The following is a 24,737-nucleotide window of genomic DNA, read 5'->3' on the forward strand; positions in this document are numbered from 1 at the left end:
ACCACCGGCGCGGCCCGGGGACGCAGCCCCGGGCCGCCGCCCGTCCCGGCCGCGCCGCTACTCGTTGTGCGCGAACAGCTTCAGCACCGGCACCCCGACCTTGTGCCTGGCCCGGGACGCCCAGTCGCGGTGGAAGAACTCCTCCACCAGGTGCGGCGAGGTCAGCACCACCACCTCGTCGGCGCCGCTCTCCTCGACCACCGAGCGCAGCACCTTCAGCGGATCGTCCTCCACCACCCGCCCGGTCGCCTCGGCCCCGCCGGCGCGCAGCGCGGCGAGGCTGTGCTCCAGCGAGCGCACCGCCACCGGGAGCGCGGCCTCCTCCTCCTCGTCCGTCTCCCGCATCACCTGGCCGAGCCGGCCCAGGGCCACGTCGTCCAGGGCCCGCAGCAGCCGGTCCTGGTCGCCGCGGGGCTGCATCAGCACCACGAACGCCACCTGCTCGCCGTCGTGCAGGCCGGTGAGCAGATCGACGTCGGCGGGGACGAGCGGCTTCTCGATCATCAACACGGTCGTGAACACGTGCGCCCTTCTCTCTCGCTTGCCGGCCGGGCCCGCCGGGCCGACCGGACCGGCCCGCGTCCACCGGACCCATCCTGCCGGGATCCTGCCCGGAAAGCGGCCGCACACGCGCGGACGGACACGCCCGGGACGGACAACGCCCGGAGGGGCATGTGCGGACGGACACGCGGGCGGCGCGTCACCGACGGGCGCGGGTGTACCGGGTGAACAGGAACCCGTCCTCCTCCAGCAGCGACGCCAGCGCGAACCGGTGCGGGCCGACCGCCTCCGGGCCGTTGACGATCCGCGCCGCCTCGCCCGAGACGGCCACCGGCGCCACCGTCAGGCACAGCTCGTCCAGCAGGTCGGCGGCGGCGAACTGGGCCAGCAGCCGCGGGCCGCCCTCGGTCAGCAGCCGGGTCAGGCCCCGCTCGGCCAGCGCCGCCACCACCCGCTCCGGCTCGGCCCCCGCGCCGTCGCCCGCCACCACCACCTCGGCGGCGCCGCGCGCCGCGCTCAGCCGCTCCGCGGGCGCCGCGGCGCCGGTGAACAGCAGCGTGGGCACCCGCGCCTCGGTGAACAGCGGCGCGGACAGGTCCAGGTCCAGGCTCGCGCTGAGCACGGCCACCGCCGGGGCGGGCCTCTGCCCGAGCGCGGCGCGCCGCTCGGCGAACACCTCCCTGGCCCTCGCCGGCCCGTACCCCTCCCGGCGCACCGTCTCCGCGCCGACCAGCACCACATCCGCCAGCCCGCGCAGCACCCCGAAGATCCGCATGTCGGCCGGGCTGGACAGCGGGTGCGAGCGGCCCTCGTGGTGGGCGGCCCCGTCCAGGCTGGAGACCATGTTGGCGCGCAGCCACGGGCGGCCCGAGGCGACCGCCTCCGGGTAGGCGTACAGATCGGCGAGGGCGTCGATGGCGCCCGGGTCGGCGTCCGGAACGCCGGGCGGCTGGGAGGGGAGCAGACGGCGCATGTCCGGCAGTGTTGCACGCGACGTAAGGTTGAGGGCTGTGTCCTCCGCACCGCAGCCCTCCGAACCCACCCGTCCCGGGCACACCCCGCCCGGCGCGGGCGACGGCGCCGCCCCCGCCCCCGTGGCGCTGACCTCGCGCCTGCCGCGCGTGCCGGCCGAGCGCCTGGTCGCCGACATGGTGCCGCCGCCGCGCTTCGACGGCGTGCGCTTCGCCACCTACCACCCCGATCCGGCGCAGCCCAGCCAGGCCGCGGCGGTGCGCGTCCTGGAGGGGTTCGCGGCGTCCCTGGACGGCGCGTTCGGCCCAGGTGGCGCGGACGGCTCCGGCGGGCTGCGGCGCTGGTTCCGGCGCGCCCCCGCCGCCCCGGCCGGGCCCACCGGCGTCTACCTGGACGGCGGCTACGGCGTCGGCAAGACCCACCTGCTCGCCTCGCTGTGGCACGCCTCCCCCGGCCCCAAGGCGTTCGGCACGTTCGTGGAGCTGACGAACCTGGTGGGCGCCCTCGGCTTCCAGCAGGCCGTGGGCGCCCTGTCCGGGCACCGGCTGCTGTGCATCGACGAGTTCGAGCTGGACGACCCCGGGGACACGGTCCTGGTCTCCACGCTGCTGGGCCGGCTCGCCGACGCCGGGGTGCGGCTGGCCGCCACCTCCAACACCCTGCCCGACCGGCTCGGCGAGGGCCGGTTCGCCGCCGACGCGTTCATGCGGGAGATCCAGGGCCTGGCCGCGCGGTTCACCTCCGTCCGCATCGACGGCGAGGACTACCGGCACCGCGGGCTGCCGCAGGCCCCGCCGCCGCGCTCCGACGAGGAGGTCACCGCGGCCGCGCGGCGCACCCCCGGCGCGTCCCTGGACGACTTCGGCGCCCTCCTGGACCACCTGTCGCGGGTGCACCCCAGCCGGTACGGGGTGCTGTGCGACGGGGTGAGCGCGGTGTTCCTGCGCGGGGTGCGGCCGGTGCCGGACCAGGCCACCGCGCTGCGCCTGGTGGTGCTCGCCGACCGGCTGTACGACCGGGAGCTGCCGGTGATGGCCTCGGGGGTGCCGTTCGACGAGGTGTTCGGCGAGGACATGCTGCGCGGCGGCTACCGCAAGAAGTACCTGCGCGCCATCTCCCGCCTGGTGGCCCTGGCCCGGGACAGCGAGCGCCTGGCGGCGGGCGGCTGAGCGGGGGCGGCCGAGCCGGGCGGCCGAGCGCGGCGGGGGAGGGGCGGGCGGGCCCGGCCCGTCCCGGCGCGGACGCCCGCCTCCCGGGCGCCCCGGGCGAAGCGGGTGCGCGCGGACCGTTCCTCCCCGGAACTCAGCGTGCTATACCCGAGCGGTCCCGTCCGTCCTGTCCGCCAGCAGGAGGTCCGCATGGTCGTCTCACGTCGTGACGTGCTCGCCAGAACCGGCGCCGTGGGCGCAGGCATAGCCTTCGCCGGAGCGCTCGACCAGTTGTTCACCGGCCACCCCGCCGCGGCCGCCGTCGGGGCGCGCGGCGGGTACGGCCCGCTCGTCCCCGACCCGTACGGCCTGCTCGACCTGCCCCGCGGCTTCCGCTACCGGGTGCTGTCCCGCGAGGGCGAGCCGATGAGCTCCGGCGAGGGCCCGGTGCCGAGCAACCACGACGGGATGGCCGTCTTCCCCGGGCCGCGCGGCGGCACGCTGCTGGTGCGCAACCACGAGAACCGCCCCGGCTCGCGCCTGCGCGTCCCGGCGGTGCCCGGCCTGACCTACGACCCGGCGGGCGAGGGCGGCTGCACCCTGATCGCGCTGGACCGCGCGGGCCGCCCGGTCGGCGAGCGGGTCGCCCTGGCCGGCACCGCCGTCAACTGCGCGGGCGGCCCCACCCCCTGGCACACCTGGCTGACCTGCGAGGAGACCGACGCCGTCGCGGGCGATTCGGGTCTGGAGAAGGACCACGGCTTCGTCTTCGAGGTCGATCCCCGGGACCCGGGCCGCAGCGGCGCGCACCCGCTGACCGCGATGGGCCGCTTCCCGCACGAGGCGGTCGCCGTGGACCCGCGCACCGGCGCGGTCTACGAGACGGAGGACGCCTTCGTCGCCCCGTTCGGCCTGTACTACCGCTTCCTGCCCCACCGGCCCCTCGGCGGCCCGGGCAGCCTGCGGGCCGGCGGCAGGCTGGAGGCGATGCGGGTGCCGGGGCTGCCGGACCTGTCCGTGGTGGACGAGCCGGGGACCGCCTTCGACGGCATCGAGTGGGTGCCGGTCCCCGACCCGCTCGCCCGGCACACCCCGACCCGGCTCCAGGACTACGGGCCGCGCGGCATCACCCGCGCCCAGAAGCTGGAGGGGGCGTACTGGGGCAACGGCCGGGCCTACTTCGTCTCGTCCTTCGCGCGCACCTCCCAGGGGTCGGGCGCCGACCACCACGGCCAGGTGTGGTCGTACCACCCGAGGGCCAACCGGCTCACCCTGGAGGTGTGCTTCGGCCCCGGCACCACCCCCGCGGACCTCGGCGAGTCGCCCGACAACATAGCCCTCAGCCCGCACGGCGGCCTGATGGTGTGCGAGGACGGCAGCGGCGAGCAGCACGTGTACGGCGTGGACCGCTCCGGCGCGGTGTACCCGATGGCGCGCGGACGGCAGAACACCGGCACGCCGGAGGAGCCGGAGTACGGCGAGTTCGCGGGCGTCACCTTCTCCGCCGACGGCCGCACCATGTACCTCAACTGCTATACCCCGGGTACGACGTTCGCGGTGACCGGCCCCTGGCGGGACTGACCCCGGCCCCCGGCCCCCTCACCGCACCACCGCCGCGGACTCCGGCGCGAGCAGCAGCTCCTCCCCCTGGGGCGCGCACGGCACAGAGGTGGCCAGCACCTCGCGGACCGGGGCGCCCAGGGGGACGGTGCGGGGCTCGTTGGCGAGGTTCACCGCCACCCGCACCGGCCCCCGGTGCACCACCAGCCACCGGCCGAGCTCGTCGAACTCCACCCGCACCCGGGTCAGGTCGGGGTCGGCGAGCTCGGGGACGGCCCGGCGCAGCGCGATCAGCTCCCGGTACCACTCCAGCACCGACGCGTGCGGGACCCGCCCCGGCTCGTCCCAGTCCAGGCAGGACCGCCGCCAGGTGGCGTGGTCCTGCGGGTCGGGGATGTCCTCGGGGTGCAGGTGCCCGGCCCGGCCGTCGGCGGTGCGCGCCCACCCGTGCTCGGCGAACTCCCTGCGCCGCCCCTCGCTGACGGCGATCCCCAGCCCGGGGTCGGTGTGGTCGGTGAAGAACTGCCACGGGGTGCCGGCCGCCCACTCCTCGCCCATGAACAGCATCGGCGTGAACGGTGAGGTGAGCACGAGCGCCGCGCCCACCCCGAGCAGCCCGGGGGACAGGCTCGCCGAAAGACGGTCGCCGAACGCCCGGTTGCCGACCTGGTCGTGGGTCTGCGCGTAGGCGAGGAAGCGGTGGGCCGGGGTGGCCCGCCGGTCCACCGGCCGCCCGTGCCCGCGCCCCCGGAAGGAGGAGTACGTCCCGTCGTGCAGCCACACCCGGGTGAGCGTCCTGGCCAGCGCGGCCAGGGGCGCGCGGGCGAAGTCGGCGTAGTACCCCTGGCGCTCCCCGGTGAGCGCGGCGTGCAGCGCGTGGTGGAAGTCGTCGCTCCACTGGGCGTGCAGGCCCAGGCCCCCGGCGTCGCGCGGCGTGGTGGTCCGCGGGTCGTTGACGTCGGACTCGGCGATCAGGGTGAGCGGGCGGCCGAGCACCGCCGCGAGCCGGTCCACCTCGGCGCCGAGCTCCTCCAGGAAGTGCACGGCCCGGCCGTCGGCCAGGGCGTGCACGGCGTCCAGGCGCAGCCCGTCCAGGTGGTAGTCGCGCAGCCAGGCCAGCGCGCTCCCGACGAGGTAGGCGCGCACCTCGTCGGAGCCCGGCGCGTCCAGGTTCACCGCGGCGCCCCAGGGCGTGACGTGCCGGTCGGTGAGGTAGGGGCCGAACGCGGGGAGGTGGTTGCCGGAGGGGCCGAAGTGGTTGTGCACCACGTCGAGCAGCACCGCGAGCCCCTTGCCGTGGGCCGCGTCCACGAACCGCTTCAGCCCGTCGGGGCCGCCGTACGGCTCGTGCACCGCCCACAGCGACACCCCCTCGTACCCCCAGCCGTGCCGCCCGGGGAACGGGCACACCGGCATCAGCTCCACATGGGTGACCCCGAGCCGCACCAGGTGGTCCAGGCGGGCCGCCGCCGCGTCGAACGTGCCCTCCCTGGTGAAGGTGCCCACGTGCAGCTCGTACACCACCCCGCCGGGCAGCGCCCGCCCCGCCCAGCCCCGGTCCCGCCAGGGGAACAGCTCGTGGTCCACCACCCGGCTCGGCCCGTCCGGGCCCTCGGCCTGCCGCCGTGAGCGCGGGTCGGGCAGCAGCGGCCCGCCGTCGAGCCGGAACCCGTAGGAGTCGCCGTGCCCGGCCCGCGCCGCGGCGGACCACCACCCGCCGTCCCGCTCCTCCGGCCGCATGGCGTGCCGCTCGGTCCCGACCTGCACCTCCACGCTGCGCGCCCGCGGCGCCCACACCCTGAACTCCCGCGTCCCGTCCACGGCAGGACTCCTCTCTGACGCCTCCTGCTCCATCCCTGCCCGCAAAACCCGCGCTCCCCTCAGCCGCCGCGCGTACGGAGTCCCAGCAGCCGCTCCAGCCAGGCCACCCGGGCCCGCTTGGCGTCCCGGGAGACGGCAGCGCCCGGCACCAGCTCGTCGAATCCGTGGAAGGCGCCCGGCCACACGTGCAGCTCGGCCTGCCCGCCCGCCTGCCACAGCCCGGTGGCGTAGGCCACGGCCTCGTCCCGGAAGGTCTCCGCGGCGCCCACGTCCAGGTAGGCGGGCGGCAGCCCGGACAGGTCGCGGGCCCGCGCGGGCGCGGCGTACGGCGGGACGCCGGGCCGGCCGCGCCGGTCGCCGAGCAGGGCGCTCCAGCCGGTGGCGTTGGCGGTGCGGTCCCACAGCCCGCGGCCGGCCATCTGGTGGCTGGACGGGGTGTCGTTGCGGTCGTCCAGCATGGGGGAGAGCAGCACCTGGCCGGCGAGGCGGGGCCCGCCCCGGTTCCGGGCCATCAGGGCCAGCGCCGCGGCGATCCCGCCCCCGGCGCTGGCCCCGGCGACGACCAGCTTCCCCGGGTCCCCGCCCAGCTCCGCGGCGTGCGCGGCCGTCCAGGCCAGGCCCGCGTAGGCGTCCTCGACGGGCACCGGGTGCGGGTGCTCGGGCGCGAGCCGGTACTCCACGGACACCAGCAGGGCACCGAACCGCTCCGCCCAGACGAGCACGTCCGAGGGCAGGCACCACCGGTCGCCCGCCACCATGCCGCCGCCGTGCACGTGGTACAGCACCGGCCCGCCCGGGCGCCGGGGCCGCCGCACCAGCAGCGTCACCTCCGGCCGCCAGGGCACCACCCGGTCCTCGACCGGGCCGAGCACCTCGGGGTCGGCCCGCCCGAGCGCCGCGGCCTGCCGCAGCTCGGGTATGCCCTCCGGCGCGAGACCGGGCCGCGGCCCGGCGGGCCCGCGCAGCACCGCCGTCAGCTCGTCCTCGATGGGGACCGGCGGCCCCGCGGCGGGGCGCGCGGTCACAGGGTTCCCACGGTGATCGTCTCCCACGCAGCCCCGCATACCCGCCGGAGCGCGGGTGAGGCGTGCGCCGGGCCCCGGGGTGCCCCGGCCCGCCGGGATCACGCCGCGGGGGCGCCGTCGCGCACCAGCAGCGCCACCGGCGCCTGCGCCAGCAGCTCGGCGACGGGCATCGGCCCGGTGAAGGCCCGCCCCGTCAGCGCGTCCGTCCAGTCGCCCTCGGGCAGCGGCAGCACCGTCCCCCGCCAGCCGCCCGCCCGCTGGAGCAGGTGGGACAGGCGGGTCACGGCGGGCAGCACCGCCCCGGCGCGGTGGAACGCCACCAGGTGGGCGGCCGCCGGGCCGCGGGCGTGCACCGGGGTGTGGCCCGCCGCCGCGCCGAACCAGCCGGGGCGGGCCCGCCGCAGGCGCAGGGCGGTCGCGGTGAGGCGGAGCTTCTCCCCGGCCAGGCCGTCCGGACCGCCCCCGCCGTCCAGCCTCGCCAGCGCCTTCGCCAGCTCGGGGAACGGCACCGGGCGCCGGTTGTCCGGGTCCACCAGGTCGTACCGGGTGGACTCGGTGCCCTGGTACACGTCCGGCACGCCCGGCATGGTCAGGTGCACCAGCGCCGCGCCGAGCACATTGGCCCGCACCGCCGCGGCGTGGTCGCCCAGCAGCTCCTCGGCGGCCCGCGAGGCGTGCGTGGCCGCCGCGGCGGCGAAGTCCAGCACGGCCTCCTCGTAGCGCGGGTCGGGCGCGGTCCAGTTGGTGCGCAGGCCCGCCTCGCGCAGCGACTTGCGGACGGCGGCGGTGACGCGGTCGGGGTCGGCCGGGGCGGGCAGGCCCAGCAGGGTCTGCCACACCAGGTACTCGGCGGCCCGGTCCGGCAGGCCGGCGCGGTGCCGGTGGGCGTGGGCGCCGTGGACGCGGGCCAGCCACTCCCGCCACCGCTCGGGCACCTCGGTGAGCACGGCCAGCCGGGCCCGCACGTCGGCGCTGCGCTTGGTGTCGTGGGTGGACAGCGCGGTGCCGGTGGCGGGCCGGTCCCGCTGGAGCAGCGCGCAGAACGCGTGGAACTCGTCCGGGTCGCAGCCCGGGGCGCCGGGCTCCCCGCCGACCTCGTTCAGCGACAGCAGCGGGAACCACCGGTAGTACGCGGTGTCCTCCACCGCCTTGGCGCGCACGGCCGTGCACACCTGGGCGAAGCGCGCCGCGAACTCGTCCTTCTCCGGGCCGCGTCCGAGCGCGCCGAGCGCCAGGTCCCGCACCACGTCCACGGCGGCGGCCTCCTCCGGCACCACGAACGCGTACCCGGCGAAGTCGGCGGCGGCGTCCATCAGCCGCACCGCCTCGTCCGGGGCGGGCTCGCCCGGCACCACGTAGGGCCGGTAGGCGGGGTAGGAGGCCAGCAGCTCCACCACGGCGGTGCGCAGGCACGGGTAGGCGTGGTCGCACAGCGCCACCTCGGCGGCGCAGATCCGGTGGGCGAGCCGGGTCAGGCGCTCCACCTCGGCGGCCAGCTCCCCGGCCAGCAGCTCCCGGGAGGAGCGGCGGGCGGTCTCCGTCCAGCTCTCGGCGCGCCCGGTGTCGGCGGCGGTGAACGCGCCGTACCCGCCGGTGACCTCGGCGGCCCCGGCGGGGCTGACGAACAGCCCGTCCACACGGCGCAGCGCGTCGTAGCCGGTGGTGCCGGCGCAGGGCCAGTCGCGGGGCAGTTGCTCGTCGCCGGTGAGGACCTTCTCCACCACGGTCCAGCGCCCGCCGGTGGCGTCGGCGAGGCGGCGCAGGTAGCCGCGGGGGTCGGCCAGGCCGTCGGGGTGGTCCACCCGCAGGCCGTCCACCACGCCCTCGGCGATCAGGCGCAGCGGGACGGCGTGGGTGGCGGCGAACACCTCGGGGTCCTCGGCGCGCAGGCCGATCAGGCCGGTGATGGTGAAGAAGCGCCGGTAGTTCAGCTCGGCGGGGGCCACCCGCCACCAGGCCAGGCGGTACCACTGGCGGCGCAGCAGCTCGGGCAGCGGCAGGTGCTCGGTGCCGGGGCGGACCGGGAAGGTGTGGTCGTGGTACCGGAGGATCGTTTCCTCGCGGGGCCGGCCCTCGGCGTCCTCCAGGGTGAGGGTCTCCAGCGAGAGACTGCCCAGCTCCTCCCCCAGGCGGGCGCCGAGGAACGGCATGAGCACCCGGCCGCCGTGCGCCTCCCACTCGATGTCGAACCACCGGGCGAACGGCGAGGAGGGGCCGTCCCGCAGCACCGACCACAGGGGCCGGTTGAGGTGCTCGGGCGCCGGCACGCCCATGTGGTTGGGGACGATGTCCAGCACCAGGCCGAGCCCGTGCTCGCGGGCCGTGCGGGCGAGGGCGCGCAGCCCCTCCTCGCCGCCGAGTTCGGCGCTGACCCGGCAGTGGTCCACCACGTCGTAGCCGTGGGTGGACCCGGGCGCCGCCTGGAGCACCGGGGACAGGTGCAGATGGGACACCCCGAGCGCGGCGGCGTACGGCACGACGTCCGCCGCGGCGGCGAACGGGAAGTCGGGGGTGAGCTGCACCCGGTAGGTGGCGGTGGGCGGCGACGGCGGCGTGGTCATGGGTGACACCTACCCGCGCGCCGTCCGCGCACCACCGCCTTCCGGGCGAGCCCGCGGCGCCCGTCAGGCGGGCCGCTGGAGCACCACCACCGACCGGTCCGTCACCGTCAGCCGGTCGCCCGCCCGCAGCTTCGCGCCGGCGCCCGGCGGCACTCCCTCGTCCAGCGCCGTGTCCACCACCACCTGCCACTGAGCGCCGTGCGCGTCGGGCACCGCGAAGTCCAGCGGCTTCTCACTGGCGTTGAACATCAGCAGGAAGGAGTCGTCGCTGATCCGCTCCCCGCGCTCGTCCGGCTCGGAGATGGCGTTGCCGTTGAGGAACACCGTCAGCGACTTGGCGTACGCCACCTGCCAGTCGCGCGCCGTCATCTCCTCGCCCTCCGGGGTGAACCAGGCGATGTCCGACAGGTCGTCGTGCGACCCGGCCACCTGGCGTCCGCGGAAGAAGCGGCGCCGCCGCAGCACCGGGTGGTCCCGGCGCAGCCACACCATGGTGCGGGTGAACTCGTGCATGCGGGTGGCCGGCGAGGTCTCCCCGCGCTCGGGCCAGTGCACCCAGGACAGCTCGTTGTCCTGGCAGTAGGCGTTGTTGTTGCCCCCCTGCGTGCGGGCGAACTCGTCGCCGTGGCTGAGCATCGGCACGCCCTGGGAGAGCATGAGCGTGGCGACGAAGTTGCGCATCTGCCGGGCGCGCAGCGCCAGCACCCCCGGGTCGTCGGTCCCGCCCTCGGCGCCGCAGTTCCACGAGCGGTTGTGGCTCTCGCCGTCCCGGTTGTCCTCGCCGTTGGCCTCGTTGTGCTTGCCGTTGTAGCTGACCAGGTCGTGCAGGGTGAAGCCGTCGTGGCAGGTGACGAAGTTGATCGACGCCAGCGGGCGGCGGCCGTCGTCCTGGTACAGGTCGGAGGAGCCGGTCAGCCGGGAGCCGAACTCCGCCAGCGTCGCCGGCTCGCCGCGCCACAGGTCGCGGACGGTGTCGCGGTACTTGCCGTTCCACTCCGTCCACAGCGGCGGGAAGTTGCCCACCTGGTAGCCGCCCTCGCCGACGTCCCACGGCTCGGCGATCAGCTTCACCTGGCTGACCACCGGGTCCTGCTGCACCAGGTCGAAGAACGACGACAGGCGGTCCACCTCGTGGAACTGGCGGGCCAGGCTCGCCGCCAGGTCGAACCGGAAGCCGTCCACGTGCATCTCGGTGACCCAGTAGCGCAGCGAGTCCATGATCAGTTGGAGCACGTGCGGGCTGCGCATCAGCAGCGTGTTCCCGGTGCCCGTGGTGTCCTCGTAGTAGCGGCGGTCCTCGGCCAGCCGGTAGTACGAGGCGTTGTCCAGGCCCCGGAAGGACAGGGTGGGGCCCAGGTGGTTGCCCTCGGCGGTGTGGTTGTAGACGACGTCGAGTATCACCTCGATCCCCGCCTCGTGCAGGGCCTTGACCGCCGTCCTGAACTCCTGCACCTGCCCGCCCCGGTCGCCGAGCGAGGAGTAGGCGCCGTGCGGGGCGAAGAAGCCGATGGTGTTGTAGCCCCAGTAGTTGGCCAGCCCCGTGTCCACCAGGCGGTGGTCGTGGACGAACTGGTGCACGGGCATCAGCTCCAGCGTGGTGACCCCGAGCTCCACCAGGTGCCCGATGACCGCCGGGTGCGCCAGCGCCGCGTAGGTGCCGCGGATCTCCTCCGGCAGGTCCGGGTGGAGCATGGTCAGGCCCTTGACGTGGGCCTCGTAGATCACCGTGTCGTGGTAGCCGTGCTGCGGCGGCCGGTCGTTGCCCCAGTCGAAGTACGGGTTGACCACCACGGACGTCATGGTGTGCGGCGCCGAGTCCAGGTCGTTGCGGGAGTCGGGCTGCCCGAAGTGGTAGCCGTACACCGACTCGTCCCAGCCGATGGTGCCGCTCATCGCCTTGGCGTAGGGGTCCAGCAGCAGTTTGGAGGAGTTGCAGCGCCGCCCCGACCGCGGGTCGTAGGGGCCGTGCACCCGGAACCCGTAGCGCTGCCCCGGCATCACCCCCGGCAGATAGGCGTGCCGGACGAACGCGTCCGACTCCTTCAGCTCCACCGCCGTCTCCGAGCCGTCGTCGGACAGCAGACACAGCTCGACGCGCTCCGCGACCTCGGAGAAGACCGCGAAGTTGGTGCCGGCGCCGTCGAACGTGGCGCCCAGCGGATAGGCCCGCCCCGGCCAGACCTTCATCTCGGTGGCCCAATCTCTTCCTGACGACGATGCCCCGGCGCCGCCGCTGCGGGCGTCCCCGGGGCACGAGCCCTTGCCTGCGGAGCGACTCCTTTGTCACTGCCCCGCACCGGCCCGCCGACGAGAATCTGCCCCGTGACGTGCCGCACACGCGCATCCTCGCTCACAAGGGGCGGAGCCGGACGGTTTTCGGAACATCTTCGCCCGTTTGCGCGGACCGCGCCGGGCGGCGGCGCGGCCCGCGCGCGGGCGCCACAACACCGACACAGGATCCGGCGATCCCGAGGGGGGATCGGGCTGCGCACGCGCCCGCGAGTTCAGTACTCTTGATCGCTGCCGGACGGCAGACGGTCGCGACGGCCTGCGAACAGGCCGTGGGAAGGCGGGTGCCGGTAGTGTCCTCGGGACTGGTCCTCCCCTCCTCCGACGGCGGCCACCAGGGAAACTCCAGCCGCAGCGAGGGGGCAGCCGGCACCGTGTCCGCTCCCCGACCCACCGAGATAGGCACCGAACTGGACTGGGCAGCCGCCGACTGGGCGGAGGTACGCCGCAGGGCCCGACGCGCGGGCCGCGCCTACGTGTGGCTGAACCTGGTCGAGCAGCGCCTGCGCGCCGTGGTGGACGCCGCCCTGCGCCCCATCTACGAGCCGGTGCACGGGGACGAGTGGGTGGTGGCCGCCGCCGGGCCCGCCGGGCACGAGTGGGTGCAGCGGGCCGCCGCCGTCCGCGAGGTCAGCCGCCGCAAGGGCTATCTGCTCGACCCCGCCGACGACGAGCTGCTGGTCTTCCTGACCCTCCCGCAGTTGCGCGAGCTCATCGTGCAGCACTGGCCCTGCTTCGACCCGTTCCTGCCCGACCGCCGCGAGCTCGAACTCGCCCTGGACGAGCTGGAGGTGGCCCGGCACGTCGTGTCCCGCAACCGGGCCCTGTCGGAGACCGTGCTCGCCCAGGCCGAGCGGGCGGCGCGGCGGCTGCTGGACATGCTCGGCGCGGGCGGCGGCGCCGAGGGCACGCGGCTGCCGGTGGACGTGGTCGAGGAACTGGTCGGCGACCGGTACGCCGACGTGGTCGGGGTGCACCCGGACCGGGTCAGGCTCCAGCGCCAGTTGCCGGTCGAGGACATGTTCGGCGGCGCGCACCGGCTGGACGCCATCGGCATCGGGCTGAACCTGCTGGTGCAGAACTACCCCGGCCGCCGCCTGGTCCGGCTCGCCGAGGCCGGGTGCCGGGCCCGGCTGCTGTTCCTCAACCCGGCCAGCAGCGCGGTGCGCCGCCGCGAGCGGGAACTCGGGCTCGGGCGGGGCGAGCTCAGCCGGTCCGTGGAGATGAACATCATGCACATGCGCCGGGTGCGGGCCCGGCTGCGGGACACCGCGGGCTTCGAGATCCGCGTGTTCGACGAGACCCCGCGCTTCACGGCCTACCTGGTGGACGGGGACAGCCCCGAGGGGGTGGCCATAGTCCAGCCCTACCTGCGCCGCGCCCGCGGCGTGGAGTCGCCCGCCTTCGTGCTGCGGGGCGGCGGCCGGGACCTGGTGCACGGCGACACCTCGGTGGACCACGGGCTCTTCGAGATCTACCGCGAGGAGTTCGAAGGCGTGTGGACGGACTCGCGGCCGGTGTCGTAGCCGCGGGTGCCCCCGGCGGTGCGGGCCGCCCGCGCCCCGGGAGGGGGCGCCGCGGGCCTCGGCGGGCCGTCCGCCCCGTCCGCCCCGTCCGCCGACGGGACTGCCGTGTCCGTTCGGCCGGGAACTCCCGTGCCTCCCCGGGGTGTTCGGCCCGGTGTGCCGTCCCGCCGCCCTCGCGGCGCTCCCCGGACGGCCCCGGACGGCCCCGCGGTGCCGTCCCTCCCGGTCCCGCGGCACCTCAACGGCCCCGGTCCGGGCCCCGGTTGCCCCGCTCCTCCGCCCCGTCCGCCGCGCGCGGGCGCCGCCGCGCGTGCCCGGTGCCGGGCCCGGTGTCAGTGGTGCTTGGGATGATGGAGTCCAACGGGGTGGTTAAGGGAAGGAAGCACACACATGGGGTGGCATCAGGAGTTGCTGGTCGGTTTCGATCTGGAGACGACGGGGACGGACCCGGAGAGCTCACGGATCGTCACCGCCGCGCTGACCGAGGTGAAGGACGGCGAGCTGCTCCAGGCCAGGCACTGGCTGCTCGACCCCGGCATACCCGTGCCGGAGGACGCGGCGGCCATCCACGGCATCACCACGGAGCGGGCCCGCGCCGAGGGCCGCCCCGCCCGACCGGCCGTCGAGGAGATAGCCGCCGCGCTCGCCGCGCACTGGGCGGCGGGCACGCCCGTCGTCGCGTTCAACGCCGCGTTCGACCTGAGCCTGCTCTCGGCCGAGCTGCGCCGCCACGCCCTGCCGTCCCTCGCCGCGCGCCTGGGCGGCGAGGTGGGCCCGGTGGTGGACCCGCTGACGGTGGACCGCGCGGTGGACCGCTTCCGCAAGGGCAGACGGACCCTGGAGGCGGCGTGCGAGGTGTACGGGGTGGTGCTGGACGGCGCCCACGAGGCGGCGGCCGACGCGCTGGCCGCGGTGCGGGTCGCCGTCGCCCTGGCGGAGCGCCACCCCCAGGTGGCCGCCAAGGAGCCGTGGGACCTGCACCGCACCCAGATCACCTGGCACGCGGACTGGGCCGCGGGCTTCCAGGAGTGGCTGCGCCGGGCGAAGGACCCGCAGGCCGTGGTGGACGGCCGCTGGCCCCTGCGCGAGCCGCGGTGGGCGGCGGCGGAACCGGCCTAGGGTCCGCCCGGCCGTCCCCGCCGTCCCCGCCGGGCGTGCGGACCGGTGCGCGGGAGCTCCTCCGCCGTGCGGCGTACCGCGCCGGGCGCCGGACGCCGCTCCGGCGCGGACGGCCGGAGGTGCGGGGGCGGCGGGGGCGGTGCCGGTGCGGGCGGGCCCCTCCCGGGGTCCGCCGGGCGCGAGGGGGGTTGCCGAGCGGTATTCAGGACATCTAATATCCAGTTATGCGGATGAGCGAGGGCGTGGAGTGGGCCATGCACTGCTGCCTGAACCTGGCCTGGGTCGAGCCCGGCCAGGCGGTCACGGCGGCGAAGCTGGCCGCCTTCTACGAGCTGCCCCCCGCCTATCTCAACAAGCAGCTCCAAGCGCTGGCCAGGGCGGGCATCGTCACCTCGTCCCGGGGGCCCGGCGGGGGATTCCGGCTGGCCCGGGCGCCGGAGCGGATCACGCTGATGGACGTGGTGGCGGCCATCGAGGGCCCCGACCCGGCGTTCCGCTGCGCCGAGATCCGCCAGCAGGCGCCCACCGCCCTCCCGTCCGACGACTACGGCACACCCTGCGTGCTGGACCAGGCGATGCGCCGGGCCGAGCTCGCGTGGCGCAAGGAGCTGGCCGCGCAGACCCTCGCCGACGTCATCGCCGGGGTCGAGCGGGACGCCCCCGGCGTGCCCGCCCGCACCCGCCGCTGGTTCGCCGACGCGCCGGGCTGAGCCCGCGCGGGCGGGCGCCGCCCGCACTGATCATCGCCCACACTGATCACCGCCCCTCCGAGGAGGGGCTTTGAACGGGGAGAATTCTGGATGATTTTTGTCCTGTTATCGCGGCGCGCTGCCGCGGGCCGGGCGTCGACGAGGAGCGGGAGCGGCCGTGCGGGGCGGGGCCCGCCGAACCCCGGCGCCCGTCCGCCGGACCTCGGCCCCGTACGGCCCGACCCGACGGCGACCCCGCCCCGTGAGCCCGTCCCAACGACCCGACCGACACCCCACCCGGAAACGGAGCCACCCATGCCCCACACCATCCTCAACCCCGCCGCCCTCCACGACCCCGTGCCCTTCGGCTACAGCCATGTGGCCACCGTGTCGGGAGAGCTGGTGTTCATCGCCGGGCAGTACGCCTCCGACGCCACCGGCCAGGTCACCTCGCCGGACTTCGCCGAGCAGGTCGAGCGCTCCCTGGCGAACCTCGGCACCGCGCTGAAGGAGGTCGGGCTCGACCACCGGCACGTCGTGCGGCTCGGCAGTTATGTGGTGGACCACGACGCCGCGAAGCTGGCCGTGCTCGCGGGGGCCGTCGGGCGGATCTGGGGCGAGCGCCCGCCCACGCAGACCCTGATCGGGGTGGCGTCGCTCGCGCTGCCCGGCATGCTCTTCGAGATCGACGCCGTCGCCGTCAGGCCCTGACCGGCGGCGGCCCGCGAGGGCCGACCCGGGTCAGAACGACTGCCACCTGACCCGGGTGTCCCCCTCCCGCAGCGAGGCCACCCGGCGGCGGAACTCGGCCAGCGCCCGCGGGTCGCCCGGCACGTGCTGGGCGATCCACGCGGCGCCCGCCGTCTCGCGGGCGCCGCGCAGCACCAGCGCGCCGTCCCACTCGGCCACGTCCCAGCCGTAGGTGTCGGTGAACGCCCGGTACTCCGGCTCCGGCAGGCCGTACCTGTCCCTGGCCAGCGCCATCACCACCAGGTCGTGCTCGCGCAGGTCGTGGGAGACCGTCTCCAGGTCGAGCAGCACCGGCCCGTTCGGCCCCACCCACACATTGCGCGGCAGCGCGTCGCCGTGCACGGGCCCCGGGCTCATCACCGGCTTGACCTCGCACACCGCCGCGGCGAACTCGTCGCGGCGGTGGCGCAGGAACGCCGCGTCCGCCGGGTCTATGTGCGGCCCGGCCAGCCGCAGCCAGCGCTCCACCCCGCCGAGCAGGTCGCGGCGCGGCAGCGGGAACGGCGGGTCCGGCAGGGCGTGCAGCACCCGCAGCAGCGCGGCGAGGTCGGCGGCCCCGGGCGGGCGCACCGCGTCGGGCAGCGGCTCCCACAGCGTCACCGGGTGCCCGTCCACCAGCAGCGGCTCGGGCCGCGCCGGGCGCACCGCGGGCACCTGCCGCCCGGCGAGCCAGTCCGCCACGCGCAGCTCGTGCTCGGCCCTGGCGGCCAGCTCCGGCGCCCGGCCGACCTTGGCGACCGGGCCCTCCGCGAGCGCGAACACCGCGTTCTCGCCCAGCGACAGCGCCCGTGCCCGCCCCGCCTCGAACCCGGCCGCGCGCAGCAGCTCCCGCGCCCGGTCCTGCGACCACGACATGCCCTCCATCCACGCAGGGTAACTTGACGCGGCCCTGCCCACTGATGACCATGGCGAAGTCCGCGGGAACGGGTGCGCGCCGGGGCGCGCCGGGGATGGGGGACGAGTGACCGCAGCAGCCACCGCTCCCGCCGCGCGCGGGCGCGCGCCGGTGCTCGACCGCGGCGCGTGGTTCCTGCTCCTGCCCGCCCTGCTGCCCGTCCTCGTGCTCAGCGTCGGGCCGCTGCTGTACGGGGTGGCGCTGGCGTTCACCGACGCGCAGTACGGGCGCACCGAGCCCACCGAGTTCATCGGCACGCTGAACTTCCGGGACCTGCGGCACGACACCCTGTTCTGGGAGTCGTTCCGCATCGGCCTGGTGTGGGCCGTCGGGGTGACCGTCCCGCAGTTCCTGCTGGCGCTCGGCCTCGCCCTGCTGCTCGACCAGGACCTGCGGCTGCGCTGGCTGGCCCGGGCGCTGGCCATCGTGCCGTGGGCGATGCCCGAGGTCGTCGTCGGCGTGATGTGGCGGCTGGTGTACCACCCGGACGCCGGAATCCTCAACGAGACCCTGCGCGACCTGGCGCTGGCCGACGACGGCGTCAACTGGCTCGGCGACCTGTCGGTGGCGCTGCCCGCGGTGATCGCCGTCGGGGTGTGGGCGGGCCTGCCCGTGACCACCGTGGTGCTGCTCGCCGGGTTGCAGAACGTGCCCCGCGAGCTGCGCGAGGCCGCGGCCGTGGACGGCGCCGGGGCCTGGCGCCGCTTCCTGGCGGTGACCTGGCCCGCGCTGCGCCCGGTGGCCCTCGCGATCACCGCGCTGAACTTCATCTGGAACATCAACGCCTTCGCCCTGGTGTACGTCCTGACCGGCGGCGGCCCCGGCGGGCGCACCAGGCTGCCGATGCTGTTCGCCTACGAGGAGGCGTTCGCCTACGGCCAGTACGGGTACGCGGCGGCCATGGGGTGCGTGCTGGTGGCCTGCGTGGCGGTGCTGCTGACGCTGTATCTGCGCGGGCGGCTCGCGGGGGAGGAGCAGCGGTGAGGCGGCGGCGCCGCGGGGCGCTGGGGCGGGCGGGCAAGTACACGGCGCTCCTCGGCTACCTGGTCTTCCTCGCCTTCCCCCTGGTGTGGCTGGCCTCCACCGCGTTCAAGCCACCCCGGGAGCTGGCGAGCGTGCACCCCGGCTGGATCCCCGACGACCCCACCCTGGACAACTTCCGGGCCGCGTTCGACGAGCAGCCGCTGCTGCGCGCGGCGGGCAACAGCCTGCTGGTGGCGTCCTGCTCCGCGGTGCTCGCGGTGCTGCTCGCCGTGCCCGTGGCGTGGGTGGTGGCCCGGTACCGGTCGGTGTTCGGGCGGGCCGTGACCGGGTGGGTGCTGGTGGGGCAGGCGTTCCCGTTCGTGCTGGTGATCATCCCGCTGTTCCTGGTGCTGCGGGAGCTGCGCCTGATCGACGCGCTGCCGGGCCTGGTGCTGGTGTACGTGGTGTGGAGCCTGCCGTTCGCGGTGTGGATGCTCGCCGGGTATGTGCGGGCGCTGCCCCGCGAGCTGGAGGAGGCGGCGGCCGTGGACGGAGCCGGGCGGCTGCGGACGCTGACCGGCGTGGTGCTGCCGCTGCTCGCGCCCGGTCTGGTGGCGACGCTGCTGTTCGCGTTCGTCACCGCGTGGAACGAGTTCTTCTTCGCGCTGGTGCTGCTGAAGACCCCGGAGAAGCAGACGCTGCCGGTGGTGCTGACCAGGTTCCTGGGCGCCGAGGGGGCGGTGGACCTCGGGCCGCTGGCGGCGGCGTCGCTGCTGGCCACCGTGCCCAGCGTGGCGCTGTTCGCCGTCCTCCAGCGCAGGCTGACCTCGGGGCTGCTGGCCGGGGCGGTGAAGTCGTGAGCCGGGCCCGGGTGGCGCGGGCGCGGGCGGCGGCGCTGCTCACCGTGCTGGCCCTGCTCGCCGCGAGCTGCGGGGGCGGGGGCGAAGGGGACGGGGAAGGGCGGGTCACGCTGCGGTTCCTGTCCCTGGCCTGGCAGCGCGAGTCGGTCGAGGCCACCAGGGAGCTGGTGGACGAGTGGAACCGCACCCACCCCGGTGTGCGGGTGCAGTACGTGCAGGGCAGTTGGAACACCGTCCACGACCAGTTGCTCACCTCCTTCGAGGGCGGCGAGGCGCCCGACATCGTGCACGACGCCGCCGACGACCTCGCCGACTTCGCCTACGGCGGCCACCTCGCCGACCTCACCGGCCTGCTCCCGGAGCGACTGCGCCGCGAGATCCCCGAGGAGAGCTGGCGGACGGTGCGGTTCGGCGACGGCATCCACGGCGTGCCTTTCCTCCAGGAGCCACGCGTGGTGATGGCCAACAGGACGCTGCTCGAGCGCGCCGGCGTGCCCCTGCCCACCGTGCGGGACCCGTGGACGTGGGAGGAGTTCGCCGCCGCCGCGAAGCGGCTGACGGGACCGGGCGTGCACGGGGTGGCGTGGCCGCTGAAGGAGCCGGTCAGCGCCACGCTGAACCTGTCGCTCGGCACCGGCGGCCGGGTCTTCCACCGCGGCGCCGACGGGAAGGTGCGGATCCGGTTCGGCGCCGCCGACGCCCGCGTCCCCGCGCTGGTGCGCCGGCAGATGAACGACGACCGCAGCGCCGCCCGCGAGACGCTGCTGATGAGCGGCTCCGACACGCTGCCCGGGTTCTTCGCCGGGAAGTACGCCATGGTGCCGCTCGGCCTGTCCTACCGCCAGCAGATCGCGCAGCAGGCGCCGGAGGGCTTCGACTGGGTGGTGCTGCCCGCCCCGCGCGGCCCCGCCGGGCCGGGCACCACCGGGCAGGAGCAGGGGGCCAGCCCGCAGACGCTGTCGGTCGCCGCGGACAGCGACCACCCCCGCGAGGCCGTCGCGTTCCTCGACTTCCTGCTCGCCCCGGACAACATGGTCCGCCTCGCCAAGGGCGACTGGATGCTGCCGACCGGCCGGACCGCGCTCGCCGACCCGTCGCTGAACACCGCCGAGCACGGCTGGCGCACCGGCACCGCGCTCGCCCCGCACCTGCGGCCCGCCCCGGCGCTGGCCGTGCGGGGCTACCCGGAGTGGAAGGACAAGATCGCCACCCCCGCCTTCCAGGAGTACTACAGCGGCGGCACCGACCTGGACGGGCTGCGCCGCGCGCTGGTCCGGGACGGCAACCGCGTGCTGGCCCGCTACCAGCGCTGAGCGGGCGCCCCCCGCCTCGCGGAGGGCGCCCGTGCGGGGACCGGGGTGGGGTCAGACCCCGATGTCCCCGCCGTCCTGGCGCCACACGCTCACCACGGCCGGGCGCACCAGCTTGCCGGGGCCGTCGGGCCACGCGGACGCCGGCTTCTCGACGCTGGCGCCGTCCACCTCGCCCGGGTGCTGCACGGCGACCAGCACCCGCCGGTCCTGCACGATCGGACCGCAGGTCTCGGCGCCGTTCGGCACGGTGAGGAACTGGCGGACCTGGCCGCGCCGCGGGCCCTCCACGGCCACGCCGAACAGGCCGTCGTGGGTGCCCAGGGCGTTGCCGTCCGTGGAGATCCACAGGTTGCCGTGCGGGTCGAAGGTGACGTTGTCCGGGCAGGAGATGGGGCTCACCTGGTCCTTGGGGAACCCGGCGAAGTAGGTGCCCGGGTCCTGCGGGTCGCCGCACACCAGCAGCAGCTTCCAGGCGAACCGCTCGCTCGCCGGGTTGTTTCCGCTCTCGGTGAGCTCCAGGACGTGCCCGTGCTTGTTGGCGTTGCGCGGGTTGGCCTCGTCGGCGCCCGGCACGCCCGCCTTGCCGCGGTTGGTGTTGTTCGTCAGGGCCACGTACACCCGGCCGGTGCGCGGGCTCGGCTCGACGTCCTCGGGGCGGTCCATCTTGGTGGCGCCCACCTTGTCGGCGGCGAGCCGGGTGTGCACGTAGACCTCGTCGGCGGTCATGCCGGGCACGAACGACTTCTTCCCGCTGGCCAGCGGTATCCACTGGCCGCTGCCGTCGAACTCGCCGTCGGCGGGGAGCCTGCCCGTGCCGTCGAAGTCGCCCGCGGGGCTGTCCCCGGTGAACTTCGCGACGTACAGGGTGCCCTCGTCCAGCAGTGTCAGGTTGTGCTCGCGGGCGGCCCGGCTCCCGCCGCGCATCATGCGCTTGGCGGAGACGAACTTGTACATGTAGTCGAACCGCTCGTCGTCGCCCATGTAGACCACGGGGCGGCCGTCGCGGGTGAGCTGCGGCTCGGCGCCCTCGTGCTTGAACCGGCCGAGCGCGGTGCGCTTGCGCGGCGTGGACTGCGGGTCGTACGGGTCCACCTCCACGACCCAGCCGAAACGGTTCGCCTCGTTCGGCTCCTTGGCCAGGTCGAACCGCTGGTCGAAGCGCTCCCACTTGCGCTCGCTGGCGGCGCCGGTCATGCCGTAGCGGGCCAGGCGGGCCTTGGTGTCCGGGTCGGTGACGGACGCGGCGTTGGCGAAGTACTGGTTGAAGTTCTCCTCGCCGGACAGGACCGTGCCCCACGGGGTGGTGCCGCCCGCGCAGTTGTTCAGGGTGCCCAGCACCCGGGTGCCGCTCGGGTCGGCGGAGGTGCGCAGCAGCGGGCTGCCCGCGGCCGGGCCGGTCAGCCGGAACGGCGTGGTCGCGGTGATCCTGCGGTTGAGGTGGTGCCGCCGCACGGCGGTCAGCCGGCCCAGGCGGCGCTCCTCGGCCACCACCACGACGCTCATGCCGTGCGCGGCCCAGGCGATCTCGACCTGCTCGCGGGTGGGGTTCGCCGGGTCGTACCCGGCGAACATCAGCACCTCGTCGGTGTACTCGTGGTTGGCGACAAGCACCTGCCGGTCGCACTCGCCCGGCAGGTCGAGCAGCGTGAGGAAGTCGTTGTTGTAGCCGAACTGCATGGCCTGGGCGCGGGCCGACAGGCGGTCGGGGTCGAAGTCGGGCGCCCCCCGCAGGATCGGCTCGCCCCAGCGGATCACGACGTTCTGGCCGTAGCCCTCCGGCACCACGACCGCGTCGGCGGTGTTCGGGGCGACGGGGGTGAAGCGCAGGCCGCGCGCCGGGCGGGCCGCGGCGCCGCCCTTCGCCGGGGCGGCGGCGCCCCGCGCGGCGGCCGGGTCGGCCCCGAGGACCCCGGTGGCGCCCGCCGCGGTGACGGCCGCGACCACGGCGCCCGCCCGCAGCGCGCCGCGGCGGGAGAGCGCGGTGGCGACGACGTCACCGAGGTAGGCGTTGCCGGAGGTGTTGGGCACCTCGTGGAAGCAGGCGTCACCGCAACGGAAGCGGCAGGTGAGCGCCGAGCGCCCGCCAGGGTGGGAGCTCAGCAGCGGGAGCGGCTTGCGCACGTGTCCTCCAGGGTGCGGCGCCGGGGGGCCGACGCGGTGTCGTTCGTCAGTGCACCCGGACGCTAGGCCCGCCCGCCCAGCCGACGGCGACCTGGGTGTGAACGAACGGTGAACGCCTGGCGTTTTCCGTTCGAGGGGGCCTCGACCTGCCGGGACGGCCGCGCGGAAGGAGGCAGGCCGCCCCGCGCGCCGGGTCAGCCGCTCGCCTCCGGGGAGGCGCTCTCCCGCCCCGGCGGGGGCTTCAGCGGCACCGGCAGGGTGCCCTCCGTGATCAGGACGGCCAGCTCCTCGGCCTCGTCCCGGGTGAGGCTGCCCGCGATCTGCACCCTGCCGCCCTCGATGCGCTGCTGGACCGCGGGGGCGGACAGCACGTGCCCGTCGAGCACGATCGCCATCTGGTTCCCGGGTGGCTGCCGGGCCGCCAGGTCCCCGGACAGCTCGGCGAATCGCGCGCCGCCCCGGTCGGTCAGCTCCATGTCCACCAGCCAGCCCCCGCCGTTCTGGTCGTACCGGGACTTCGCCGCGGTGACGTCCTCCTCGCCGAGCGCGGCGGGTTCCAGCCAGTAGCCGGTGCCGTCCTCCGCGCAGGCCAGGGCCTTGTCGTTCTTCGCCGCGGGGCCGGGCGGGGCCGCGCAGTCCAGCGCGCGCAGCTCCTGCGGGGTGCCGGGCGCCGCGGTCCCGGTGCCCATGCGCGAGGCGAGCACCGGGCGGAACGCCAGGTCGCCCGAGCGGCCCAGCCAGGTCAGCCGGTCCCGGCCGACGCCGACGGCCGAGACGGTGACGGCCCCGTCGGCCACCCGGACGTCCACGCCCTCGCGCCCGGCCGCGAGCGCCCGGTTCCTGATCCGCTCGGCGACGGCGGCCAGCTCCCGCTCGCCCGCCGCGGCCGCGGGCTCGAACACCACCGTGGTCCGGGGCCCGGTGGGGGAGGGGGACGCGTCGTCCTTCCCCGAGTCGTCCGACGACCCGGAGCAGGCGGCGGTGGCCAGGGCGGCGGCGAGGACGCAGGCGAGGAGGGCCGCGCGGGACGGCCGGGAGGTACCCATGCGGGCCATTGTCGGGCGGCGCGGCGGGCGGGGCACGGGCGGTGACACAAGCGTGACAGGGCCGGGAACCCGCCGTGGCGCGCATGGCGCGGCCGCCCGCCCCGGCCGGTGGAACCGCCGCCTGCGGCACCGGGCCGAGGCGGGCCGGAATCCGGCGGGACATGGCCGACACGCCGTCAGCGGGACCCTTCGCGAAGGTGTGGTCATGTTCATGTTTGGCGAGCGCGGGAGTGCTCCGGGGTGCCCGAGCGGCCCCGCCGCCCCGGGTGGAGCCCCGCGCCCCCGAGAGGCCGGATCCGGCGCTACTTTTCGTCGCGTACCTGACACCCACTCGCTCTCTCTTGCCAGCAAGGTGAGTGATCCTCATACTTCCCTCAGCGCGGAGAAAGCCCACCGGCCAGTCCGCCTGCGGCAGTCGAGCATCCCGCCGCGCCCTGATCTCTCCACCGAGGGAGTACATGCGATGACCTTCGCAGTGTGTGCGCGGCAGTCGGGTCCGGAGCGTCCGCAGGTGCCGGGGGCGGGTTAGCCCGCGCCGTTCCACCTCGTCCGTCAGTGTGCGAGGCCCCCGCACGGCCTCCTGGTTGGCATGTATATGGCAACACGTGAGCGACACCGAGGACACCGTCGCGAAACATCCGCACCGCACTGTTCGGATGGCGTGTTCGCCTCGACTCACGTCCCCGCCACGGCCGTTGGCGGGGTCCCCGACCGAAAGGAACACCTGTCGTGAAGAAGTGGCTGGCCTCGTGGAAGAGGCTCGTGGCCATGGGGGCCGTGACGCTGGCGGCGCTCAGTCTCCAGGCTCCCGCCCAGGCGAAGGAGCCCGGCCCCTCCGAGGCGCCCTCCGTCGTCGGAGGCACCCGCGCGGCACAGGGCGAGTTCCCCTTCATGGTGCGCCTGTCGATGGGCTGCGGCGGTTCGCTGTACTCGCCGACGCTCGTCCTCACCGCGGCGCACTGCGTCGGCTCCACCGGGACGAACACCGGCATCACCGCGACCCTCGGCGTCGTGGACCTCCAGAGCTCGAGCGCCATCAAGATCAGATCCAATTACGTCTACCGGGCGCCGGGCTACAACGGCGCCGGCAAGGACTGGGCGCTCATCCGCCTCCAGCAGCCGGTGACGAACCTGGCCACGCTGCCCATCGCCTCCACCACCACCTACAACACCGGCACCTTCACCGTCGCCGGGTGGGGCGCCGCCACCGAGGGCGGCGCGCAGCAGCGGTACCTGCTCAAGGCCAGCGTGCCGTTCGTCAGCGACGCCACGTGCAGCCGCTCCTACCCGGACCTCATCGCGAGCGAGGAGATCTGCGCCGGGTACTCCTCCGGCGGCGTGGACACCTGCCAGGGCGACTCCGGCGGCCCGATGTTCCGCCGGGACAACAACAACGCCTGGATCCAGGTCGGCATCGTGAGCTGGGGCAACGGCTGCGCCCGGCCCAACTACCCGGGTGTGTACACCGAGGTGAGCACCTTCGCCTCCGCCATCAGGACGGCGGCGGCCTCGCTCGGCGGCTGACGCCCGCCCGGCCACCCGCGAGAACCGGCCCGGGGCGCACCGCGCCCCGGGCCG

Annotated in this window: 19 protein-coding genes; 10 read left to right on the forward strand and 9 right to left on the reverse strand. The window is 75.5% G+C overall.

Annotated elements, in window-relative coordinates; all coding sequences use genetic code 11:
- Window positions 1-57: 57 nt before the first annotated feature.
- Together ACYVO2_RS10660 and ACYVO2_RS10665 are read right to left on the reverse strand one after the other, a co-directional pair.
- Window positions 58-522 (reverse strand): indole-3-glycerol phosphate synthase, encoded by a 465-nt coding sequence (locus tag ACYVO2_RS10660; RefSeq protein ID WP_461007430.1) that lies wholly within the window; start codon window positions 520-522, stop codon window positions 58-60.
- Between the two features lie 178 nt (window positions 523-700).
- Window positions 701-1,474: a pyrimidine reductase family protein gene (locus tag ACYVO2_RS10665; protein WP_461007431.1), complete on the reverse strand. Its 774-nt coding sequence runs from the start codon at window positions 1,472-1,474 to the stop codon at window positions 701-703.
- Between ACYVO2_RS10665 and zapE the strand changes: the two genes are divergently transcribed.
- Both zapE and ACYVO2_RS10675 read left to right on the forward strand, forming a co-directional pair.
- Window positions 1,473-2,642, forward strand: coding sequence for a cell division protein ZapE (gene zapE / locus ACYVO2_RS10670; RefSeq protein WP_461007432.1), 1,170 nt, complete (start codon window positions 1,473-1,475; stop codon window positions 2,640-2,642). The genes ACYVO2_RS10665 and zapE overlap by 2 nt on opposite strands.
- A gap of 189 nt (window positions 2,643-2,831) precedes the next feature.
- Window positions 2,832-4,202, forward strand: coding sequence for an alkaline phosphatase PhoX (locus tag ACYVO2_RS10675; RefSeq protein ID WP_461007433.1), 1,371 nt, complete (start codon window positions 2,832-2,834; stop codon window positions 4,200-4,202).
- A gap of 18 nt (window positions 4,203-4,220) precedes the next feature.
- On the opposite strand, the gene treZ is transcribed toward ACYVO2_RS10675, so the two are convergent.
- From treZ to glgX, 4 genes are all read right to left on the reverse strand, one after another.
- Window positions 4,221-6,035: a malto-oligosyltrehalose trehalohydrolase gene (gene treZ / locus ACYVO2_RS10680; protein WP_461007434.1), complete on the reverse strand. Its 1,815-nt coding sequence runs from the start codon at window positions 6,033-6,035 to the stop codon at window positions 4,221-4,223.
- Window positions 6,036-6,061: 26 nt separating this feature from the next.
- Window positions 6,062-7,027, reverse strand: a complete 966-nt coding sequence (locus tag ACYVO2_RS10685; RefSeq protein ID WP_461007435.1) for an alpha/beta hydrolase — start codon at window positions 7,025-7,027, stop codon at window positions 6,062-6,064.
- 98 nt (window positions 7,028-7,125) lie between these two features.
- Window positions 7,126-9,588 (reverse strand): malto-oligosyltrehalose synthase, encoded by a 2,463-nt coding sequence (gene treY, locus ACYVO2_RS10690; RefSeq protein WP_461007436.1) that lies wholly within the window; start codon window positions 9,586-9,588, stop codon window positions 7,126-7,128.
- Between the two features lie 63 nt (window positions 9,589-9,651).
- Complete coding sequence (gene glgX / locus ACYVO2_RS10695; protein WP_461007437.1) at window positions 9,652-11,775, reverse strand: glycogen debranching protein GlgX; 2,124 nt, start codon at window positions 11,773-11,775, stop codon at window positions 9,652-9,654.
- Between the two features lie 395 nt (window positions 11,776-12,170).
- Between glgX and ACYVO2_RS10700 the strand changes: the two genes are divergently transcribed.
- The 4 genes from ACYVO2_RS10700 to ACYVO2_RS10715 all read left to right on the forward strand — a co-directional run bounded on the left by ACYVO2_RS10700 (window position 12,171) and on the right by ACYVO2_RS10715 (window position 15,922).
- Window positions 12,171-13,403, forward strand: a complete 1,233-nt coding sequence (locus ACYVO2_RS10700; RefSeq protein ID WP_461007438.1) for an SAV2148 family HEPN domain-containing protein — start codon at window positions 12,171-12,173, stop codon at window positions 13,401-13,403.
- A gap of 390 nt (window positions 13,404-13,793) precedes the next feature.
- Complete coding sequence (locus ACYVO2_RS10705) at window positions 13,794-14,522, forward strand: exonuclease domain-containing protein (RefSeq protein ID WP_461007439.1); 729 nt, start codon at window positions 13,794-13,796, stop codon at window positions 14,520-14,522.
- Window positions 14,523-14,746: 224 nt separating this feature from the next.
- Window positions 14,747-15,232 carry an RrF2 family transcriptional regulator gene (locus ACYVO2_RS10710; protein ID WP_461007440.1) on the forward strand — a complete coding sequence of 162 codons (486 nt, stop codon included), beginning with the start codon at window positions 14,747-14,749 and terminating at the stop codon, window positions 15,230-15,232.
- Between the two features lie 294 nt (window positions 15,233-15,526).
- On the forward strand, window positions 15,527-15,922 hold the full coding sequence (locus tag ACYVO2_RS10715) for a RidA family protein (RefSeq protein WP_461007441.1): 396 nt from the start codon (window positions 15,527-15,529) through the stop codon (window positions 15,920-15,922).
- Between the two features lie 30 nt (window positions 15,923-15,952).
- Here the strand turns inward: ACYVO2_RS10715 and ACYVO2_RS10720 are convergent, their stop codons facing one another.
- Entirely contained in the window at window positions 15,953-16,825 is an 873-nt protein-coding gene (locus tag ACYVO2_RS10720; RefSeq protein WP_461007442.1) for a phosphotransferase enzyme family protein, read from the reverse strand.
- 97 nt (window positions 16,826-16,922) lie between these two features.
- Here ACYVO2_RS10720 and ACYVO2_RS10725 point away from each other — a divergent pair, with 97 nt between their 5' ends.
- From ACYVO2_RS10725 to ACYVO2_RS10735, 3 genes are read left to right on the forward strand one after another with little or no spacing between them, the layout of a single operon-like run.
- The gene (locus tag ACYVO2_RS10725; protein WP_461007443.1) at window positions 16,923-17,840 is read left to right on the forward strand and encodes a carbohydrate ABC transporter permease; all 918 of its coding nucleotides are present in this window, start codon (window positions 16,923-16,925) and stop codon (window positions 17,838-17,840) included.
- Complete coding sequence (locus ACYVO2_RS10730; protein ID WP_461007444.1) at window positions 17,837-18,679, forward strand: carbohydrate ABC transporter permease; 843 nt, start codon at window positions 17,837-17,839, stop codon at window positions 18,677-18,679. Before ACYVO2_RS10725 ends, ACYVO2_RS10730 begins: the two co-directional genes overlap by 4 nt.
- Window positions 18,676-19,992 (forward strand): ABC transporter substrate-binding protein, encoded by a 1,317-nt coding sequence (locus ACYVO2_RS10735; RefSeq protein WP_461007445.1) that lies wholly within the window; start codon window positions 18,676-18,678, stop codon window positions 19,990-19,992. Before ACYVO2_RS10730 ends, ACYVO2_RS10735 begins: the two co-directional genes overlap by 4 nt.
- Window positions 19,993-20,043: 51 nt before the next feature.
- Here ACYVO2_RS10735 and ACYVO2_RS10740 read toward each other — a convergent pair whose 3' ends face one another.
- Together ACYVO2_RS10740 and ACYVO2_RS10745 are read right to left on the reverse strand one after the other, a co-directional pair.
- On the reverse strand, window positions 20,044-22,113 hold the full coding sequence (locus tag ACYVO2_RS10740) for a PhoX family protein (RefSeq protein ID WP_461007446.1): 2,070 nt from the start codon (window positions 22,111-22,113) through the stop codon (window positions 20,044-20,046).
- A 194-nt stretch (window positions 22,114-22,307) separates the two neighbouring features.
- Window positions 22,308-23,159, reverse strand: a complete 852-nt coding sequence (locus ACYVO2_RS10745) for a SecDF P1 head subdomain-containing protein (protein ID WP_461007447.1) — start codon at window positions 23,157-23,159, stop codon at window positions 22,308-22,310.
- A gap of 729 nt (window positions 23,160-23,888) precedes the next feature.
- Between ACYVO2_RS10745 and ACYVO2_RS10750 the strand changes: the two genes are divergently transcribed.
- Window positions 23,889-24,683 (forward strand): S1 family peptidase, encoded by a 795-nt coding sequence (locus ACYVO2_RS10750; RefSeq protein ID WP_461007448.1) that lies wholly within the window; start codon window positions 23,889-23,891, stop codon window positions 24,681-24,683.
- Window positions 24,684-24,737 lie beyond the last annotated feature (54 nt).

This window comes from Streptomyces capparidis (genome assembly GCF_054782095.1).

Coding starts and splice junctions, on each gene's coding strand:
- zapE (WP_461007432.1), top strand. CDS start 1,473: ATGTCCGGCAGTGTTGCACGCGACGTAAGGTTGAGGGCTGTGTCCTCC.
- ACYVO2_RS10665 (WP_461007431.1), bottom strand. CDS start 1,474: ATGCGCCGTCTGCTCCCCTCCCAGCCGCCCGGCGTTCCGGACGCCGAC.
- ACYVO2_RS10675 (WP_461007433.1), top strand. CDS start 2,832: ATGGTCGTCTCACGTCGTGACGTGCTCGCCAGAACCGGCGCCGTGGGC.
- treZ (WP_461007434.1), bottom strand. CDS start 6,035: ATGGAGCAGGAGGCGTCAGAGAGGAGTCCTGCCGTGGACGGGACGCGG.
- treY (WP_461007436.1), bottom strand. CDS start 9,588: ATGACCACGCCGCCGTCGCCGCCCACCGCCACCTACCGGGTGCAGCTC.
- glgX (WP_461007437.1), bottom strand. CDS start 11,775: ATGAAGGTCTGGCCGGGGCGGGCCTATCCGCTGGGCGCCACGTTCGAC.
- ACYVO2_RS10705 (WP_461007439.1), top strand. CDS start 13,794: ATGGGGTGGCATCAGGAGTTGCTGGTCGGTTTCGATCTGGAGACGACG.
- ACYVO2_RS10710 (WP_461007440.1), top strand. CDS start 14,747: ATGCGGATGAGCGAGGGCGTGGAGTGGGCCATGCACTGCTGCCTGAAC.
- ACYVO2_RS10715 (WP_461007441.1), top strand. CDS start 15,527: ATGCCCCACACCATCCTCAACCCCGCCGCCCTCCACGACCCCGTGCCC.
- ACYVO2_RS10720 (WP_461007442.1), bottom strand. CDS start 16,825: ATGGAGGGCATGTCGTGGTCGCAGGACCGGGCGCGGGAGCTGCTGCGC.
- ACYVO2_RS10745 (WP_461007447.1), bottom strand. CDS start 23,159: ATGGGTACCTCCCGGCCGTCCCGCGCGGCCCTCCTCGCCTGCGTCCTC.